Annotated in this window: 17 protein-coding genes; 11 read left to right on the top strand and 6 right to left on the bottom strand. The window is 64.9% G+C overall.

What is annotated here, in order from left to right; translation table 11 throughout:
* The first annotated feature begins 78 nt into the window (after positions 1–78).
* Together ACOQFS_RS19540 and ACOQFS_RS19535 are read left to right on the top strand one after the other, a co-directional pair.
* Entirely contained in the window at positions 79–336 is a 258-nt protein-coding gene (locus ACOQFS_RS19540) for a DUF2789 domain-containing protein (RefSeq protein ID WP_421564487.1), read from the top strand.
* 138 nt (positions 337–474) lie between these two features.
* Positions 475–1,587 (top strand): hypothetical protein, encoded by a 1,113-nt coding sequence (locus tag ACOQFS_RS19535; RefSeq protein WP_421564486.1) that lies wholly within the window; start codon positions 475–477, stop codon positions 1,585–1,587.
* Positions 1,588–1,617: 30 nt separating this feature from the next.
* Here the strand turns inward: ACOQFS_RS19535 and ACOQFS_RS19530 are convergent, their stop codons facing one another.
* Positions 1,618–2,904: a lytic murein transglycosylase gene (locus ACOQFS_RS19530; RefSeq protein WP_421564485.1), complete on the bottom strand. Its 1,287-nt coding sequence runs from the start codon at positions 2,902–2,904 to the stop codon at positions 1,618–1,620.
* Between the two features lie 148 nt (positions 2,905–3,052).
* Here ACOQFS_RS19530 and sbcB point away from each other — a divergent pair, with 148 nt between their 5' ends.
* From sbcB to ACOQFS_RS19510, 4 genes are all read left to right on the top strand, one after another.
* Entirely contained in the window at positions 3,053–4,498 is a 1,446-nt protein-coding gene (gene sbcB, locus ACOQFS_RS19525) for an exodeoxyribonuclease I (RefSeq protein WP_421564484.1), read from the top strand.
* A 5-nt stretch (positions 4,499–4,503) separates the two neighbouring features.
* Entirely contained in the window at positions 4,504–5,742 is a 1,239-nt protein-coding gene (locus ACOQFS_RS19520) for a cystathionine gamma-synthase family protein (protein WP_421564483.1), read from the top strand.
* Positions 5,743–5,780: 38 nt separating this feature from the next.
* Complete coding sequence (locus ACOQFS_RS19515) at positions 5,781–7,112, top strand: protein kinase domain-containing protein (RefSeq protein ID WP_421564482.1); 1,332 nt, start codon at positions 5,781–5,783, stop codon at positions 7,110–7,112.
* A gap of 873 nt (positions 7,113–7,985) precedes the next feature.
* Positions 7,986–8,486 carry a hypothetical protein gene (locus tag ACOQFS_RS19510; RefSeq protein ID WP_421564481.1) on the top strand — a complete coding sequence of 167 codons (501 nt, stop codon included), beginning with the start codon at positions 7,986–7,988 and terminating at the stop codon, positions 8,484–8,486.
* Positions 8,487–8,583: 97 nt separating this feature from the next.
* Here ACOQFS_RS19510 and ACOQFS_RS19505 read toward each other — a convergent pair whose 3' ends face one another.
* The 5 genes from ACOQFS_RS19505 to ACOQFS_RS19485 form a co-directional block, all read right to left on the bottom strand.
* Positions 8,584–8,814: a hypothetical protein gene (locus ACOQFS_RS19505; protein WP_421564480.1), complete on the bottom strand. Its 231-nt coding sequence runs from the start codon at positions 8,812–8,814 to the stop codon at positions 8,584–8,586.
* 96 nt (positions 8,815–8,910) lie between these two features.
* Positions 8,911–9,309: a hypothetical protein gene (locus ACOQFS_RS19500; protein WP_421564479.1), complete on the bottom strand. Its 399-nt coding sequence runs from the start codon at positions 9,307–9,309 to the stop codon at positions 8,911–8,913.
* Between the two features lie 143 nt (positions 9,310–9,452).
* Positions 9,453–9,899, bottom strand: coding sequence for a lysozyme inhibitor LprI family protein (locus ACOQFS_RS19495; RefSeq protein WP_421564478.1), 447 nt, complete (start codon positions 9,897–9,899; stop codon positions 9,453–9,455).
* Entirely contained in the window at positions 9,887–10,630 is a 744-nt protein-coding gene (locus ACOQFS_RS19490; protein ID WP_421564477.1) for a LysM peptidoglycan-binding domain-containing protein, read from the bottom strand. Before ACOQFS_RS19490 ends, ACOQFS_RS19495 begins: the two co-directional genes overlap by 13 nt.
* Positions 10,631–10,913: 283 nt before the next feature.
* Positions 10,914–12,143, bottom strand: a complete 1,230-nt coding sequence (locus ACOQFS_RS19485) for a nucleoside recognition domain-containing protein (RefSeq protein ID WP_421564476.1) — start codon at positions 12,141–12,143, stop codon at positions 10,914–10,916.
* Positions 12,144–12,328: 185 nt separating this feature from the next.
* Between ACOQFS_RS19485 and ACOQFS_RS19480 the strand changes: the two genes are divergently transcribed.
* From ACOQFS_RS19480 to ACOQFS_RS19460, 5 genes are all read left to right on the top strand, one after another.
* Entirely contained in the window at positions 12,329–13,042 is a 714-nt protein-coding gene (locus tag ACOQFS_RS19480) for a YebC/PmpR family DNA-binding transcriptional regulator (RefSeq protein ID WP_421564475.1), read from the top strand.
* 76 nt (positions 13,043–13,118) lie between these two features.
* Positions 13,119–13,421, top strand: a complete 303-nt coding sequence (locus tag ACOQFS_RS19475) for a DnaJ domain-containing protein (protein ID WP_421564474.1) — start codon at positions 13,119–13,121, stop codon at positions 13,419–13,421.
* Positions 13,418–13,993, top strand: coding sequence for a hypothetical protein (locus ACOQFS_RS19470; protein WP_421564473.1), 576 nt, complete (start codon positions 13,418–13,420; stop codon positions 13,991–13,993). Before ACOQFS_RS19475 ends, ACOQFS_RS19470 begins: the two co-directional genes overlap by 4 nt.
* A gap of 2 nt (positions 13,994–13,995) precedes the next feature.
* On the top strand, positions 13,996–14,757 hold the full coding sequence (locus ACOQFS_RS19465) for a hypothetical protein (RefSeq protein WP_421564472.1): 762 nt from the start codon (positions 13,996–13,998) through the stop codon (positions 14,755–14,757).
* Between the two features lie 168 nt (positions 14,758–14,925).
* Complete coding sequence (locus tag ACOQFS_RS19460; RefSeq protein WP_421564471.1) at positions 14,926–16,218, top strand: hypothetical protein; 1,293 nt, start codon at positions 14,926–14,928, stop codon at positions 16,216–16,218.
* Positions 16,219–16,395 lie beyond the last annotated feature (177 nt).

Genomic DNA, 16,395 nt, shown 5'->3' with positions numbered 1-16,395 from the left:
AAACTTTCCCGCACGAGGAACCGTTGAACTAGCCAGTGAAAACAACGATCCATTTTTTTGGCAACCACAGGAGAACCCATGATCACGACCCATCCCACCATGACCAACCTTTTCCTGCAGCTGGGGCTGGACGAGAGTGAGCAGGGGATCGCCCAGTTCATCAAGGACCACCAGCTTGATGCCGGTGTCCCGGTCTCCGACGCACCCTACTGGAACGATGCCCAGCGCCAGTTTCTGTCCGAGCAGCTCAAGGCCGACGCCGTGTGGGCGGTGATCGTTGACCAGCTCAACGAGTCGCTGCACGAGGACGCCGTGCGGCGCAGCACCGGGCTCTGATGGAGCTTCTTGCTTTCCATTGAGCAACGGGGCGCGCTGCTCCCGATTTCATGATGGAAGGCACATAAGCGTGAAACGTTTCCGAACATTGGCGCGGCGGGGCGGCAGCATACTGCGCGCTGGTTCACGGAGACGCCCATGAAGACAACCCTCCCTCTACACAGCGCCACCACAGCCCGGCGTCTGGGCACCCTGGGCCGCTACATCGCCCTCATCAGCTTGGGCGCGGCGGTAGCGGCTTGCGGAGGTGGTGGGGGCGGCGATGCCCCGTCACCCGCGCCCAGCCCCGCAGCGCCAGCCCCGGCACCCCCCTCTCCGGCCCCCGGGGCGTCCACCTATGGCGACCTGCGCGGTGCGGCCCTGGGTGTGGGCGCATCGCTGAACGGCGCCGTGCCGTTTCCGGCCGACAACGCCTGGAATGCAGACGTCAGCACCCACCCGGTCGACCCGAATTCCGACAACCTCATTGCCAGCATCGGGCTGGACCGCGGACTGTTCCCGGATTTTGGATCGGGCCTGTGGGAGGGCGCGCCCATCGGTATTCCGTATGTGGTGGTGCAAGGCAGCCAGCCGCGCGTGACGGTGAGGTTTACCGACTATGCGGACGAAAGCGACCCGGGGCCGTACCCCATTCCGCGCGACGCGCCCATCGAAGGCGGCCCGGCCAGTGCGGGCGATCGCCATGTCATCGTGGTCGACCGCGACAACCACCGCTTGTACGAGACCGGCAACAGCTACCCCCAGCCGGACGGCAGCTGGCGCGCCTCGGGCGGTGCGGTGTTTCACCTGGACAGCAACAACGTGCGCCCCACGGCGCAGCCGCGCTGGACCAGCGCCGATGCAGCCGGTCTGCCGATTTTCCCGGGCCTGGTGCGCTACGACGAGGCCTCGCGCGGGCCGGGCGGCATCCGGCATGCGTTGCGCTTCACCGTCAGCCAGACGCGTCGCGCCTATGTGCCGCCAGCTACGCACTGGGCGTCCAGCAACACCAGCGCCAACCTGCCGCCCATGGGCATGCGCGTGCGCCTGAAGGCCAGCTATGTGATTCCTGAAGGCTTCTCGGCCGAGAGCCGCGCCATCCTCACCGCCCTCAAGACCCACGGGATGATGGTGGCCGACAACGGCTCCAACTGGTTCCTGAGCGGAGCACCCGACGAACGCTGGAACAACGACCGCCTCAAATCCGAACTGCGGCTGGTGCTGGGACGCCACTTTGAGGTCGTGCGCATGGACGGGCTGGTCACGCCCTGAGAACCTGGTGTGAACGGGCTGGGTGCTCGTTCAGGGCTGCGCAGTCAGCTGCTGCAGCAGCTCCAGCGTCGGATAGCCGTCCGCCACGGCGCCAATGCTCTGCTGGTAGCGCCGCAGGCCGCCGCGCGTGGCGGGGCCCGCCACCCCGTCGGGGGTGCCTGTGTCGAAACCGCGCTGGTTCAGGGCGGTCTGCAGTGTCCGCACCTGCTCGCGCGACAGGGGCTGCAGGTCACGCGGCCAGGCTGCCACAACGCCGGGCCCGCCGTCGATCTGCTGCGCCAGCAGCGCCACACCCAGTGCGTAGTTCATAGCGTTGTTGTAGCGCAGCAGGGTGCGGAAGTTGGGCCCCACCAGAAAAGCCGGCCCGCGCGCGCCTGCGGGGGCGAGGATGGAGGTTTCGGCCATCGCGGGCAGCGGCTGGCCGTGCATGCCCTGCACGCCCTCTGCGGCCCATTGCGCGGCGCTTTGCCGCACGCTCAACTCGGCGCGCGCATGGTCAAACCCGGGCGGCAGGCGCACCTCGGTGCCCCAGGGCTCGCCGCTGCGCCAGCCCGAGCGGGCCAAAAAATGGGCGGTAGACGCAGCCACATCGGGGATGCTGCCCCAGATGTCGCGCTGGCCGTCGCCGTCGGCATCCACCGCATGCACCAGAAACACCGTGGGCATGAACTGTGTGTGGCCCATGGCGCCAGCCCACGACCCCACCATGCGCTCGGCGCTGATGTGGTCCTGATCCACGATGCGCAGCGCGGCCAGCAACTCGCCTTCGGCCCAGCTGCGGCGGCGCCCCTCATGGGCCAGCGTGGCCAGGGCGTCCACGGTGCGGAAGCTGCCGAAGTTTTGACCGTAGTTGCTTTCCAGCCCCCAGATGGCCGTCAGCACCGGCGCCGGCACGCCGTAACGGGACGTGGCGGCGTCGAGGGCCGTGCGCTGCTCGGCCAGCTTGGCCTGGCCGTTGGCGATGCGCTGGGGCGACGCGGCGCTGTCGAGGTAGGCCCAGGGCGGGCGGGTGAATTCGGGCTGCGCTCGGTCCAGCTCTACCACGCGGGGCAGCCACTGGGCCTGGCCAAGCACGTCGCGCACGGTGGCGGGGCTGATGCCGGCGGCCAGCGCCTTTTGCGCGAAGCCTGCGCGCCAGGCGGCAAAGTCAGCGGGTTGCTGGGGGCTGTCGGGGGCGGTGGCCAAGGGCGGCACCGCCACAGGGGCTATCGGCGCAGAGCCTGGGGCGGTTGCCGAGGCGCAGCCCGACAGGGCCAGCGCAGCGGCCAGCGGCCACAGTGCGAGGGGGCGGAGGATAGTGTGGAGTGCAACAGGCATGCCCGCATTGTCCCGTGCGCTGGCATGCCCCATGTGTCTGTGTGTTGCACTATGGATTTGATAGCTGCTGGCGCTTGATGGATATGCGCTGGGGGCCAAAAACACTTTAAAACCGGTTACATTGGGCGGCTGTTCCCGCCCTTTTGCCATGCACGCACACACCTTTCTCTGGCACGACTACGAAACCTTCGGCGCCAACACCCGCAGCGACCGCCCCGCGCAGTTCGCGGCCATCCGCACCGATGCCGAGCTCAACGAGGTCGGCGAGCCGCTGATGATCTATTGCCAGCCGGCCAACGACTACCTGCCCGACCCAGAGGCCTGCCTCATCACCGGCATCACCCCCCAGCTGTGCCTCGAAAAAGGCCTGCCCGAGCGCGAGTTTGCCAACCGCATCGAGGCCGAATTCGCCCAGCCCGGCACCATCGGCGTGGGCTACAACACCATCCGGTTTGACGACGAGATCACGCGCTTCATGTTCTGGCGCAACCTCATCGACCCCTATGCGCGCGAGTGGCAGAACCAGTGCGGCCGGTGGGATCTGCTGGACGTGGTGCGCATGACCTATGCGCTGCGGCCCGACGGCATCACCTGGCCGAAGAAGGACGACGGCGCGCCCAGCTTCAAGCTGGAACACCTCTCCAAGGCCAACGGCCTGGTGCACGAAGCCGCGCACGATGCGCTGTCGGACGTGCGCGCCACCATCGCGCTGGCCCGCCTCATCCGGCAGCACAACGCCAAGCTGTTTGACTTTGCCCTCGGCCTGCACAAGAAGGACCGCGTGGCCGCCGAGCTGCGCCTGCCCGCCACCGCAGCCACGGCGCGGCCTTTTTTGCATGTGTCGGGCATGTTCCCGGCAGAGCGGGGCTGCCTGGCCGTGATGTGGCCGCTGGCCAGCCACCCCACCAACAAGAACGAGCTGATCGCGTGGGACTTGGCCCACGACCCGCGCGAGCTGGCCACGCTGAACGTGGACGACCTCCGCCTGCGCATGTTCACCCGCGCGGCCGACCTGCCCGAAGGTGTGGCACGCCTGCCGATCAAGACCATCCACCTCAACAAGTCGCCCATGGTGGTGGGCAACGTGAACACGCTCACCCCCGCGCTGGCGCAGCGCTGGGGCATCGACCTGGCGCAGGCCGCCGCACACGCCGATGTGGCGCGCTGCCTGCCCGACATGAGCGGCATCTGGCCCGCCGTGTTTGCCCGGCCGCAAGAGCCCGCGCCCGATGTGGACCAGGACCTGTATGGCGGCTTTGTGGGCAACAACGACCGGCGCCATTTGAACGACCTGCGCAGCCTGTCCGGCGCCAAGCTGGCCACTGCCCGCACGGGGTTTGACGACCCGCGTCTGGGCGAGCTGGTGTGGCGCTACCGCGCGCGCAACTTTCCGCAAACCCTTTTGCCCGAGGAGGCCGAGCGCTGGGAGGCCCACCGCGCCGCCTGCCTGTTTGACGGGCAGGGCGGGGCACGCACGGTGGAGCAGTTGTTTTCTGAAATCGACGCGCTTTCCGAAACCGCCGACGACGACCGCGCGCAGGACATCCTGGGCGCCCTCTACGACTACGCCGAACACATCGCTCCGGACCGGTAAATTCCATGACCAACCACCAATTCACCACCCAGATCGTGCACGCCGACCGCCTGGGCGGCGCTGAGCACGGCGCCATCCACAAGCCCATCCACACGTCCGTGCAATACGGCTATGAAAAGGTCGAAGACCTGATCGCCGTCTTCCAGGGCACGGCCAAGGGCGGCTTCAACTACGCGCGCCAGGGCACGCCTACCACGGCGGCGCTGGAGGCCAAGATCACGCAGATGGAAGGCGGGCAGGGCACCATCGCGTTTGCCACCGGCATGGCGGGCATCTGCGCGGTGTTCCTCACGCTGCTCAAGGCGGGCGACCACGTGGTGGCCAGCCAGTTCGTGTTTGGCAACACCAACAGCGTGTTTGGCACACTGGCCGACCTGGGCATCGAAGTGACCATGGTCGACGTGACCGACGCCGCCAACGTGGCCGCCGCCTTGCGTCCCCACACCCGCATGGTGTTTGTGGAGACCATTGCCAACCCCGGCACGCAGATCCCCGACCTCGAAGGCATTGGCGCGCTGTGCCAACAGCACGGGCTGCTGTACGTGGTGGACAACACCGTGGCATCGCCCTACCTGTTCCGTGCCTCCTCTGTGGGTGCGGGGTTGGTGGTGAATTCGCTCACCAAAAGCATCGGCGGGCAGGGCGCGGCCCTGGGCGGCGCCGTGACCGACACAGGGCTGTTCGACTGGTCGGGCTACCCCAACATCTTTGCGCCCTACCGCAAGGGCGATGGCAAGGGCTGGGGCCTGCAACAGCTGCGCAAGAAAGGCCTGCGCGACATGGGCGGCACGCTGTCGTCCCATGCCGCACAGCAGCTCGCTCTGGGCGCTGAAACCTTGACCCTGCGCATGGAGCGCACCAGCGCCACCGCGCTGGCCTTGGCGCGATACCTTGAGGCGCATCCTGCCATCTCGCGCGTGCTGTACCCCATGCTTGAATCGCACCCCCAGCACGCCTTTGCGCGCAAGCACCTCAAGGCGGGTTCGTGGCTGCTGTCGTTCGAGCTGCGCGACGCAGCCCAGTGCCTGCCCGTGTGCAACCGCCTGCAGCTGCCCATCAAGGCCACGGGCCTGGCAGACAGCCGCACGCTCATCATCCCCGTGGCTCACACCATCTTCTGGGAGGCCGGCCCCGATGTGCGCGCCGCCATGGGCATTGCCGACGGCATGATCCGGCTGTCGGTGGGCCTGGAAGAGGTGGAAGACCTGCTGGCCGATTTTGAACAGGCGCTGGCCGGAGCCTGACCCCGCCTGACTCGCCCACCCTCTCCGGGAGCCCCGCCATGGCCACCACTGCCACCACCGCCACGTCGGCACCGCCCGCCAACATTGGCAAGTACCGCATCGAGCGCGAACTGGGCCGTGGTGCCAGCGGCATCGTCTACCTGGGGCTCGACGGCTTTCGGGGCCGCAAGGTGGCCATCAAGCAGACCCATGCCTACCTGCTCAAACAGCCCGAGCAGGCCGAGCGCTACCGCAAGCTGCTGCGCAACGAGGCCGCGCTGTCCGCCCGCCTGCGCCACCCCCACATCGTGCGCCTGCTCGACGCCGACGAAGAGGCGCTGCCGCCCTATCTGGTGCTGGAGTATGTGGACGGTCAGCCCCTGTCGGCCTTTGCCACGCCCGACACGCTGCTGCCCGTGCCCCAGGTGCTGGACATTGCCTACAAGTGCTGCAACGCGCTCGACTACGCCTGCCGTGAAGGCCTGGTGCACCGCGACATCAAGCCCGCCAACCTGATGCTGGCGCGAGATGGCGACGTGAAGCTGACCGACTTCGGCGCCGCGCTGTCGCTGCGCAGCGACGCCACGCAGCTGTCGGGCCTGGTGGGCTCGCCGTCATACATGTCGCCCGAACAGGTGCGCGAGCACGACCTCACGCACCACAGCGACATGTTCTCGCTGGCTGTGGTGGTGTACGAGCTGCTCACCGGCCGCCGCCCCTTTGACGGCGACACCGATTTCGCCACCCTCTACAAGATCAGCAACGAGGCGCCCACACCACCGAGTCTGCTGCGCGCATCGCTGCCCCCGCATGTGGACGAGGTGCTGCTGCGCGCCCTGGCCAAGCAGCCCGCCGACCGCTTTGCCACCTGGGACGCCTTTGCCCAGGCCTTGCTGGCCGCGCACCAAAGCCTGCCCCGCCAACGCTCGCAAGACACCGAGGCCGAGCGTTTTGCCGCCCTGCGCGCACTGCCGTTCTTTGCCGACTTCCATGACGTGGCGCTGTGGGAGCTGATGCGCCTGGGCAACTGGCGCCGCCTGGAGCAGGGCACCGTGCTGATGCGCGAGAACACGCCCGGCGATTCGTTCTGCATCCTCATCGAAGGCCAGGTCGCCGTCAGCCGCCAGGGCTGGACCCTCAGCACCCTGGGCCCCGGCGTCACCCTGGGCGAGATGACCTACCTGCACCCCGAGAACCGCCTGCGCACCGCCACCGCCGTGGCCGAAACCGAGGTACTGGTTCTCAAGGTGCGCAACCCCGCGCTGCGCGAAGCGTCGGAGGACTTGCAGTCACGATTTGACAAGGCCTTCATCAAGCTGCTGGTGGGGCGGCTGATTGCGACGAATGAGCAGTTGGCGGAATGGGAGCAAGGGTTGAGCGCGCCGGAGTGACTGGGGTGTCGAAAGTGGGCATCGAGAGCGCGCAAGCGAGGCTGCCGATTGATGGTGTTGATGGCTATGAAATTTATAGCTGTTAGCGCTTGATGGTTAAGCGCTGGAGCCAAAAAACGCTAGACATTTAACGCTGAAAGCCCTTTCTCACAGATCGGTTTGACGTGATGTACGGGCTGTGCGGACGAATGACGGCTACGCAGCGATTGCAGCCACCCGACCTGCTTCATCGAACGCGTACTATCGGCCAAAAGCGGGCTCCGAAGTAGACATCACGACGACAGCCCCACTAGAAGATTCCAACTCTATGAAATTTCCATGGATTGCTCGTATTGCAATGGCTGACGTCCTGCGGGACGGCAGGCTCTTACTTCCTGCTGCTCGAAGGAAAAGGAGGCCAAATCTTCACTCTCAGGTTGCCAGTAAAGCTAAGCGAGTTGGGGAGGCGGACCGGATACGGAACTCCCTCGTTTTCCGAGCAGGTTACAGGTAAGTCTGACCCATTGAATTGGAATGATGCGGCTGATCTGGCTCGAATGCTGGAGGAAATTTGCAGGGGGGAAATCGCCGAAAGAGGCATACGACGCGCCAAAGAATGCATTGCACTGCTCGCCGGGGCTGGTTCATTGAGCGCTCTGCCGACAGATGCAGGGCATTAATTTCGCGCCAGCCAAGCGCCTGATCTGAGCGGCCGCTACGGGCCAGAAGGCAACGTTGAGCACCGCTGCGCAAAGCGGTCAGCGCAACCGGTTTATCCTGCGGGTTGCTAGAACAAGATCGTCATAGATTTCAATGCCAAAACGCCGCGTGAAAAGAGTCAGCTGGGAGGTCGAGAGCGAGCGTCTTTTGATAACACCGTCTATGCATCGGCGCATGAGGAAGGCGCGATTGGCGAGGGCTACCATTTCGTTCTCCGAGTGGAAAAAGGCAACTACTCAACAAGAAGCCTTCTACGCGGTCGCTGCTGCTGCTTTTGGTGCCTACGACCTGGGAAATTTTTCTGAAGCAGAGGCTATCGCGCACAGGGCTATTGAGCTTGCTTCATTATTTGAAGAGAACTGGAACGCCGGAAATGCCCTGTTTGCGGGCCATACGGTTCTTGGTCTCCTTGCATTGCGTCGAGGCGATGTTGAGCTTGCGCTCCAAGAACTCCACACTTCTGCGAGGAACCGAGGCTCGCCGCAACTTAGGTCATTTGGCCCAACGATGCGCCTAGCCAAAGAATTGGTAGAGCTAGGAAAAAAAGAGGAAGTAATTGCATTCCTTCATCAATGTTTAGGTTTCTGGAGGATGGGCAGCCCGTGGGTCGAAGTTTGGGAGAAGAAGATTCGGCGTGGGCTGGTGCCTAATTTCTTCATGAACCTCCATACTTAGAAAGCGAGTGGCTCAACTTGTTGCAGGCTGTTTACCTTTGAAGTCGAGCGTCTGCTTCATCTAGCTGTCGTCGGCTGCTTCTGGCCGATTTCTGCCTTTACGTCTTTCTTCTTGTTGCTCCCGCCACGATGCGGTTGGCTCGCTGAGCAGAACCTTCCCAAAGCATACCGGCACCGAAGCTGAGCAGTATCAACATGATGCCGTACCAACCGGTGAACCAGCTCAATGTCGCCGCTAGAAAAACCGCGATGCCCACCGCGACGAGAGTTAAGAGCCCAATACGCCAGTGCAGCGCCAGAATTAAAGCCAGTTCAAACAGCGCATCCATGTAGTTGCCCAAGCTCCCGAAGTGGCCGCTTTTGGCCGGGTCCGGCCTTACAGCGCGGATTCTGCATCGAACCAAGAGCTGATAGCAGCGCCATCGTTAGAGAGTCACAATCATGTGTTGATGCACAACCGAGCCGGGCCCAGACTGTTGGAAATCCAGCCATTTTTCGAGCGTATGTCGAAAATCACTTGTGAGCACTTTCTCTTCAAATCGGCTTTCATATAAATAGGACACGCTGGTTAGCTCTCCGCCAATTTCGGCACAACATTCACTGCCACTCCAGCCATACGGAGGAGCACCCAAAGGAAGTTGCTCCGCTGCGACTGCTAGGTTGATACCCTCACGAAGCCAATCATTCAAACTTCCCCCAAGCCCGGGAACACCACAATCGAGCAGTCGAGCGATCGGACTGAATCCTCCTGCCAAGTCGATATCTGCAACACAGCTGGCTCTTGGTCTTCCTTGTATTTCACGCCATCGAAATATGAGGTTCATTCTTTGTATTAACTGAGTGTCCGCTTGTGGCCGATAGTACTCATTCGCGTACGCCTCCCGCATGACCGCCGCCAACCTTTAGCAGTCGTTGAACTCGCGCAGACTGGTGTTGTCGCAGCGCGAGCGGGTAATGGACTGAGTATTTATCGTTGCGGCAACCCCTTTGCCATTTCCGACAGCTGCGCAGCCCTAGCGGTGTTCAATGCTCCCACGCACAGCAACCGGCGCATTTCCAGCCCATTGCCGACCGCGCCGCCACCCAGGGCCTGCTGCAGCTTGCAGTGTGCAGTGCGGTGCTTTGCAAACGCTTGGTCTGCGGCATCCAGCTGGCGCCGGGCTGCCGCTTTGTACTTGGCATCTTCGTCCCAGCGGTCGATGGCGGATGCCAACGCGGTGCGTGCCTGCGTCAATTCGACCTCGCTGGCGGCGGCTGCTTTGCCAAGGCATGTGAGCCTGTCCGCCTGGGAGTATGCGTCGCAGTCTTGGACAGACGCGATCGCGCTGGCGGGGGCTGCCAGCGCGCACACGGCCCACAGCACCGACAAGGCGAGGCGTTGATGGGAACAGGCGGCAGCCATCAGGGAACGCATGAGACTTCCTTGCCAGCCCGCACTACCGCCATGGCGTGGTCCAGCTTGCGGGCGTAGTGGGGGTCGCCTTCGCCGTTGTAGCGGGTCAGGGCCAATTGCGACGTCAGGGGGCGCCAGCCGGTGATCACGCGTTGTATGGAGGCTTTCTTGAAGATCAGCCTTTGGCCGATTCGCAGCACCGCCGTGTTGGCATTCATGCGTTGCAGCATGCCGACCGTCGTGCCTTGCTCTTGGGCGATGCGGCTCAGGCTGTCCCCTTTTTTTACGGACGTCTCGTGGATCGCAGGGTCTGAAGAGGGCACTTCCTGGTGTTCGAAATACGCCATGCGCATCAGCAGATAGCCGATGCCTGCCCGAATGTTGTGGGCGGGCATGGTGCGGGCAGAGTCCATGGTGAGGCGGCCGCGCCAGAGGGGCGGCAGGATCAGCTCTCCACCTTCTTCGCCCGACAGAAACGCCTTGAGCCCAGGGTCGCCCGCGACACCGATCTGCATGGGTTTGATGCGCCATTGCGCATTGCCCGCCCCGGATTCCACCCACAGCATGGATTTGATGAAGCGCCAGTCTGGAGGAACGTAGTTTGCGACGCCCTGCAAGTGCTGGTTGAACTCGCTGAGTGCGAGCTGGACTTCACAGTCCCACTGGTTCCAGCGCACGTCACCGGGGGCGGCATTGTTGATGCCTTCTGCCCACTGTTGAAACTTGTCTTTAGCTGCGGTTGGGGTTTCCATGATCTTGGGTTTGCCTGCCGATGTTGTGTGTGGTGGCCGATGCCCGGCGCGGCCCCGCAGAACCGCTGTGCAGTCCGTCTGCCATCCAGGTCCGAGCGGCTCGCATGCTAGACGCAGGCGCGGTGGGACTGGTGGAACAAAACGTGAGATTGGTCGTTGTTTTGTATCGGAGTTTTGCTCAGGTACTGGGGTCTTGCACGGGGTGTCGGTAGGGGGCCGCCGTTTGGCTTCACGGGCGGGTCAGCCAACTGCAGCACGTTTGCCCTTTGTCGCCCGGGCGCGCTCACCCAAAAAACCAATAGCTCACCCCAATCGCCGCCACTACACCCGCCAACTCGGCCAGTAGCGCACAGCCGACCGCGTGCCGGGCTCGCTGAATGCCTACGGCCCCGAAGTACACGGCCAGCACATAGAAGGTGGTTTCGGTGCTGCCTTGCACCGTGGCGGCGGCCAGCGCGGCAAAGCTGTCCACGCCCTGGGTCTGCATGGTCTCGATCAGCATGGCGCGCGCCGCGCTGCCCGAAAACGGCTTGACCAGGGCGGTGGGCAGGGCGTCCACAAACCGGGCGTCGGCGCCCAGCGTGGTCACGCACCAGCGGATGCCATCGAGCACATAGCCCAATGCCCCCGAGGCGCGAAACACGCCTACCGCACACAGCATGGCCACCAGGTAGGGCAGCAGGCCCTTGGCCACGTCAAAGCCTTCACGCGCGCCGTCGATGAAGGCCTCGTACACCGGCACCTTGCGCCACGCGCCCAGCGCCACAAACAGCACCACCAGCGCAAACAGCGTGAGATTGCCGAGCAGCGACGACAGCGAGGCCAGGGCGGCGGCGCTGAGCGTGGTGAGCAGCGCCACGAAGCCACCCAGCACCAGCGCCACGGGCAGCAGATAGGCCAGCACCACGGGGCTGTACAGCGGCAGGCGCTGCACCACGGCCACGCAGAGCAGGCCCACCAGGGTGGACGCGGACGTGGCCAGCAAGATGGGCAGAAAGACCAGCGTCGGGTCGGGCGCGCCTTGCTGCAGCCGGTACATGAAGATGGTGACGGGCAGTAGCGTGAGCGATGAGGCGTTGAGCACCAGAAACAGAATCTGCGCGTTGGTGGCGGTGTCGGGCTCGGGGTTCAGCTCCTGCAGCGACTTCATGGCCTTCAGGCCGATGGGCGTGGCGGCGTTGTCCAGCCCCAGGGCATTGGCCGCAAAGTTCATGGTGATGAGCCCGAGCGACGGGTGGCCGCGCGGCACGCCGGGCATGAGCTTGGCAAACAGCGGCGCCAGCCAGCGCGCCAGGGCGTCCACCAGGCCCGCCTTTTCGGCGATGCGCAAGAACCCGAGCCACAGCGTGAGGGTGCCGAACAGCAGCACCATCACCTCCACCGACAGCTTCGCCATCTGGAACAGCGCCTGCACCATGGCCGAGAAGATGTCGGCATTGCCGCCCACCAGCCACTGCGCCAGCGCGGCCACAGCCGCCGTGATGAAAAAGCCGAGCCACAGGGTGTTGAGCATGGGGTGGGGGTCTGGAAAACGGGGCAGGGCGGGTGAGGACGGGGACGTGGGGGTTGCTGCCGAGGTTACACGCTGGCCCGGCCCCAACCAGGGTTGCAGGGCACCGGATAAAATATAGGGTTTTGCCGCGCGGGGCGACCTGCGGCAAACACCCCTCACCAACCCCCACACACAAAGGGAACCCCATGGGCGCGCAGTGGAAAGCAAAAGGCAAGGCCCTGGTGGCCGATGCCAAGGGCAAGCTGTTTGGCAAGCTGGTTAAGGAAATCACCGTGGCCGCACGCGGCGGCGCCGACCCAGCCAGCAACTCGCGCCTGCGCCTGGTGGTCGAGCAGGCCCGCAAGGCATCGATGCCCAAGGACACGCTGGAGCGCGCCATCAAGAAAGGTTCTGGCACCGGTGCCGATGCCGTCAACTACGAGCGCGTGATCTACGAAGGTTTTGCCCCGCACCAGGTGGCGGTGATGGTCGAATGCCTCACCGACAACGTCAACCGCACGGCGCCCGAGATGCGCGTGCTGTTCCGCAAGGGGCAACTGGGCACCTCCGGCTCGGTGGCGTGGGACTTCAACCATGTGGGCATCATCGAAGCCGAGCCTGCCAATGCGGATGCCGACCCCGAGCTGGCCGCCATCGAAGCCGGTGCGCAAGACTTTGAAGCGGGCGACGAAGAAGGCACCACCGTCTTCTGGACCGACCCGACCGACCTGGACCTGGTGAGCCGCGCCTTGCCCGCGCAGGGCTTCACGGTGCTGACCGCCAAGCTGGGCTACAAGCCCAAGAACCCGGTGAACCCGGCCAACCTCTCGCCCGAACAGCTGGAGGAAGTGGAAGCCTTTTTGGCCGCCATCGACGCCAACGACGACGTGCAGAACGTGTTCGTGAGCCTGGGGGGCTGATGCAGGCTCTCGCTGGCCATGTGCCGCATGGCCGGTGCCGGTCTTTGTTTGCCACCCACCCTGCGAATCCTGCTTCATGACTGCTGCTGACCACTACGGTGCGCTGGGGCTGGCGGCGAATGCGTCGCTGGCCGACATCAAAAAGGCCTATCGCCAGAAGGCCGCGTTCTACCACCCCGACCGCAACGACGCGCCCGACGCCGCCCAGCGTTTTGCCCTGGTGCAAAAGGCCTACGAGGTGCTGTCGGACGACGAAGCCCGCCAGGCCTACGACGACAACCGCCGCCGCAACCTGCTGGACGACCCGCTGCAGACCGCGCAAGAGATCTGGCAGGCCTATTCGGCGCGCATCCTTTCTTCTTCCTCTTCTCCCCAGTGAAACTTTCTCCCTACTTTCATGACCTGCGTTCCGCCTACCAGGCCGAGCTGGATGACCTGGTCTCCGACTCCGAAGGCAACGATGTGCTGCGCAAACGCCTGGCCGAAAAGCGCAACGAAATTGCCTTTCTGGTGCAGATGATGGAGCTGGCCCCGGAGATGGTGGCCGTGGTGTTCCACCGGGGCTTTCGGTTCACCAACCCTGCCGCCGTCGAGCACCTGCTGGGCCAGCCCGTGGACGCCTTGCCCGACTGGCACAGCCTGACCCACGCGGTGGCGCTGGAGCCCTGGGCGCAGAGCCTGGCGCAGACGGTGCTGCGCGAGCCGCAAGGTGCGCGCTTCATGGCCGTGGCTGCGGGGCTCGAATACCTGCAACAACACGCCCGCATGGCCCCTGCATCGGCCATGCATGACGACAGCGATGGCGAGGACGACGGCGAAGACGCCGCCGAGCACGACGACGACTACAACGCACTGAGCGCCGACGATGCGGTGGACCCGCAAAACAGCCGCACGCGCGAAGAGTCCAGCGCCAACTGGCTGGCCGACGCAGGCTTCGACCGGAAAGAATGACCATGAGTGACCGCAACCACCTCGCCCTCATCACCAAAACCACCAGCCTCATTGCGGCCGGTGACATCGTGGGCGCCGAATCGGCCCTGGCCGAGCTGGCCGACACTGACGGCGACGGCGCGCTGATGGTGGTGCTGGACCAACTGGCGCCCAAGGACATCCTGGCCGTGATGCGCGAGTACGACGACTCCAAGGCGTCCGTGGTCAACATGCTGGTCACGCCCGAGCAGTTCGCTCGCGCCATGGTGCTGGAGAAGCAGTACAAGGACCTCACCCACACGCATTTGCGCAACATGGTCAATGCCGTGGTCTTTCGCGACGATGCCGACCCGGTGGAGTTTTTGACCGCCATTGGCGACCTGGAGGGCGGCGCCGAGGCCCTGGCCAACTACTTTGCCGAGAAGTGGAGCCGCGTGGAGGCCTTTGCCCGCACCGGAACCTTTGACGCGACCGAAGACTACGGTGTGACGCTGAGCGACGATGAGCTGCTGGCCTCGGGCTACGTGCAGCCGCGCGTGGACCAGGACGAAGTGGCCGACCGCGACTGGATGCAGATGGCCTGGCTGCTGCGCTATGAATGCCGCGACCTGTTCATCGAGATGCTACTGGTGCTGCGCGCCAAGGCCCGTGCCTTTGACCTGGGCCTGGAAGAGGGCGACGAGACGCCCGCCGAGGAAGACGACGGCAAGTTCGAGACCAGCGAAACCGACCGGGGCAAGGCCACTCCGGCCGCACGTGGTTCCGACGAAGAATCCGCGATCTAGAAACAACCCCCTGAGGCGCTGCGCGCCTTCCCCCTTCTCTCGAACGGCTGCGCCATTCGGGAAGGGGGACACCGCCAGCGCGGCGGGGCGGCCCTTGCGCGGCGGTCCTGGTATGGGCCGCGACAGTTTCATAGCCCATGAGCAGCGCGAAGCGCGATGGATATCCACATGACCCAGCCCGATACGCCTTCCTTTGATGCCCAGCCGGCTGCAGCAGCGAATGCACTGCAACTGCACGACGCCCGTCCTTTTTTTGAAAAGGCGCTGGTGCACGGCGTGCAGCACGGCATCCTGGATGCGGACCGGCTGGCGGCCATTCACACCGATGCGCCGAAGGGTATGGTGCAGATTGCGCGCTACTTTGGCAGCGAGTTTTTGCGGCCCGAGCTGGAAAAAGCGCGCGACCGCATGGTCAACCTCATCAGCCTGTACCTGCTGGAGACCACGGGCGGCGACCTGGCCAAGGCGGCGGTTTCGCTGCGCGACAACTCCTTTCTGTCGCGGTCCAAGGGCGGCTCGGACATGCTCAAGCGCCTGATCGCCATGCCCGAGAGCAGCAACTTCGGCATGGCCGGGTATGCCGATGCCGAAACCCCGCTGCTGGCCGCCTGGTCGCTGCGCAGCCATGCCGACTACCGCGCCGAGCTGGCCCGGCGCAGCCAGATTGGTGAGGCCATTGCCGCCGCCGAGTGGCTGGCCGCGCAGTACGACCTGGACACCGACGAGCTGGAATCCGCCGGGGCCGACGCTGAGGCCGTGATCCGCACCGGGCTGCTGATGCAGGCCCTGGCCCCGCAGGCCATGGCGGCGGGCGAATGGCCCAGCGCCCCCGCGTTTGAAAGACTGGTGACAAGCCTGCGCAAGAAGAAGGTGCCCGTGCCCACGGCGCTGCGCCTGCCGCCCGGGCTGCCCCAGCCGCTGCACGATGCCGTGGCGGCGCACTGCAGCGCCGTGCTGGCCGACCTGCCCAAGCTGCTGCAGTCCACCACGCCGCTGCGCAACCTGCTGCGGCCCATGGCGGCGTTCCGTGCGCGCTACTTTTTGCTGGACGACCCGCTGGCCGAGGTCGAGGCCCTGCACCACAGCTTGGACACGCTGGACGAAGACGCCGAGCCGCCCCAGCCCGCCACCAAGACCTGGACCCGGGCCACCGAGGGCAACGATGACGAGCATTCGTTGCTGACCCTGTTTTTGTGCGTGGCCGCCGGTGTGCCCAAGAAGACCCTGCTGACCGAGAAGACCGCCGCCAGCCTGGTGCGCAAGGCGCGCAAGTCCGGCCTGCAGCCCACGCTGGCGGCCGATTTCATCCGCACCCACGCGCCCGGGTTGCACCAGCAGGATTACCTGGCGCTGTGGACCGGCTTTGTGCAGGACGCCGAGAAAACCTTGCTCAGCGACATGGACTACCAGTTGCACGACGCGCTGGCGCTGCTGCGCCGCGAGTGCAACGTGCAGGGCTGATCGGCGCGCGTTAACGCCGAACAGGGGCAGAACAGGGGCGCAATGGGAGGTGCCCTGCCTGTGCCCATGCCCGGAGGCTTTGCCGTGGTGGGCGTGAGACTGCCGTAAGGGCTCGGGTAACATGGCGCCAACTGCGGGCCCACGCTCCTCATACTGCTTAAACCCCCCACGCGCCGC

The sequence above is a fragment of the Paracidovorax sp. MALMAid1276 genome, from assembly GCF_049198005.1.
Classification (GTDB): Bacteria; Pseudomonadota; Gammaproteobacteria; order Burkholderiales; family Burkholderiaceae_C; genus Acidovorax.
The sequence above is the reverse complement of the archived record's forward strand: the minus strand, read 5'-3'. Positions and strand labels throughout refer to the sequence as shown.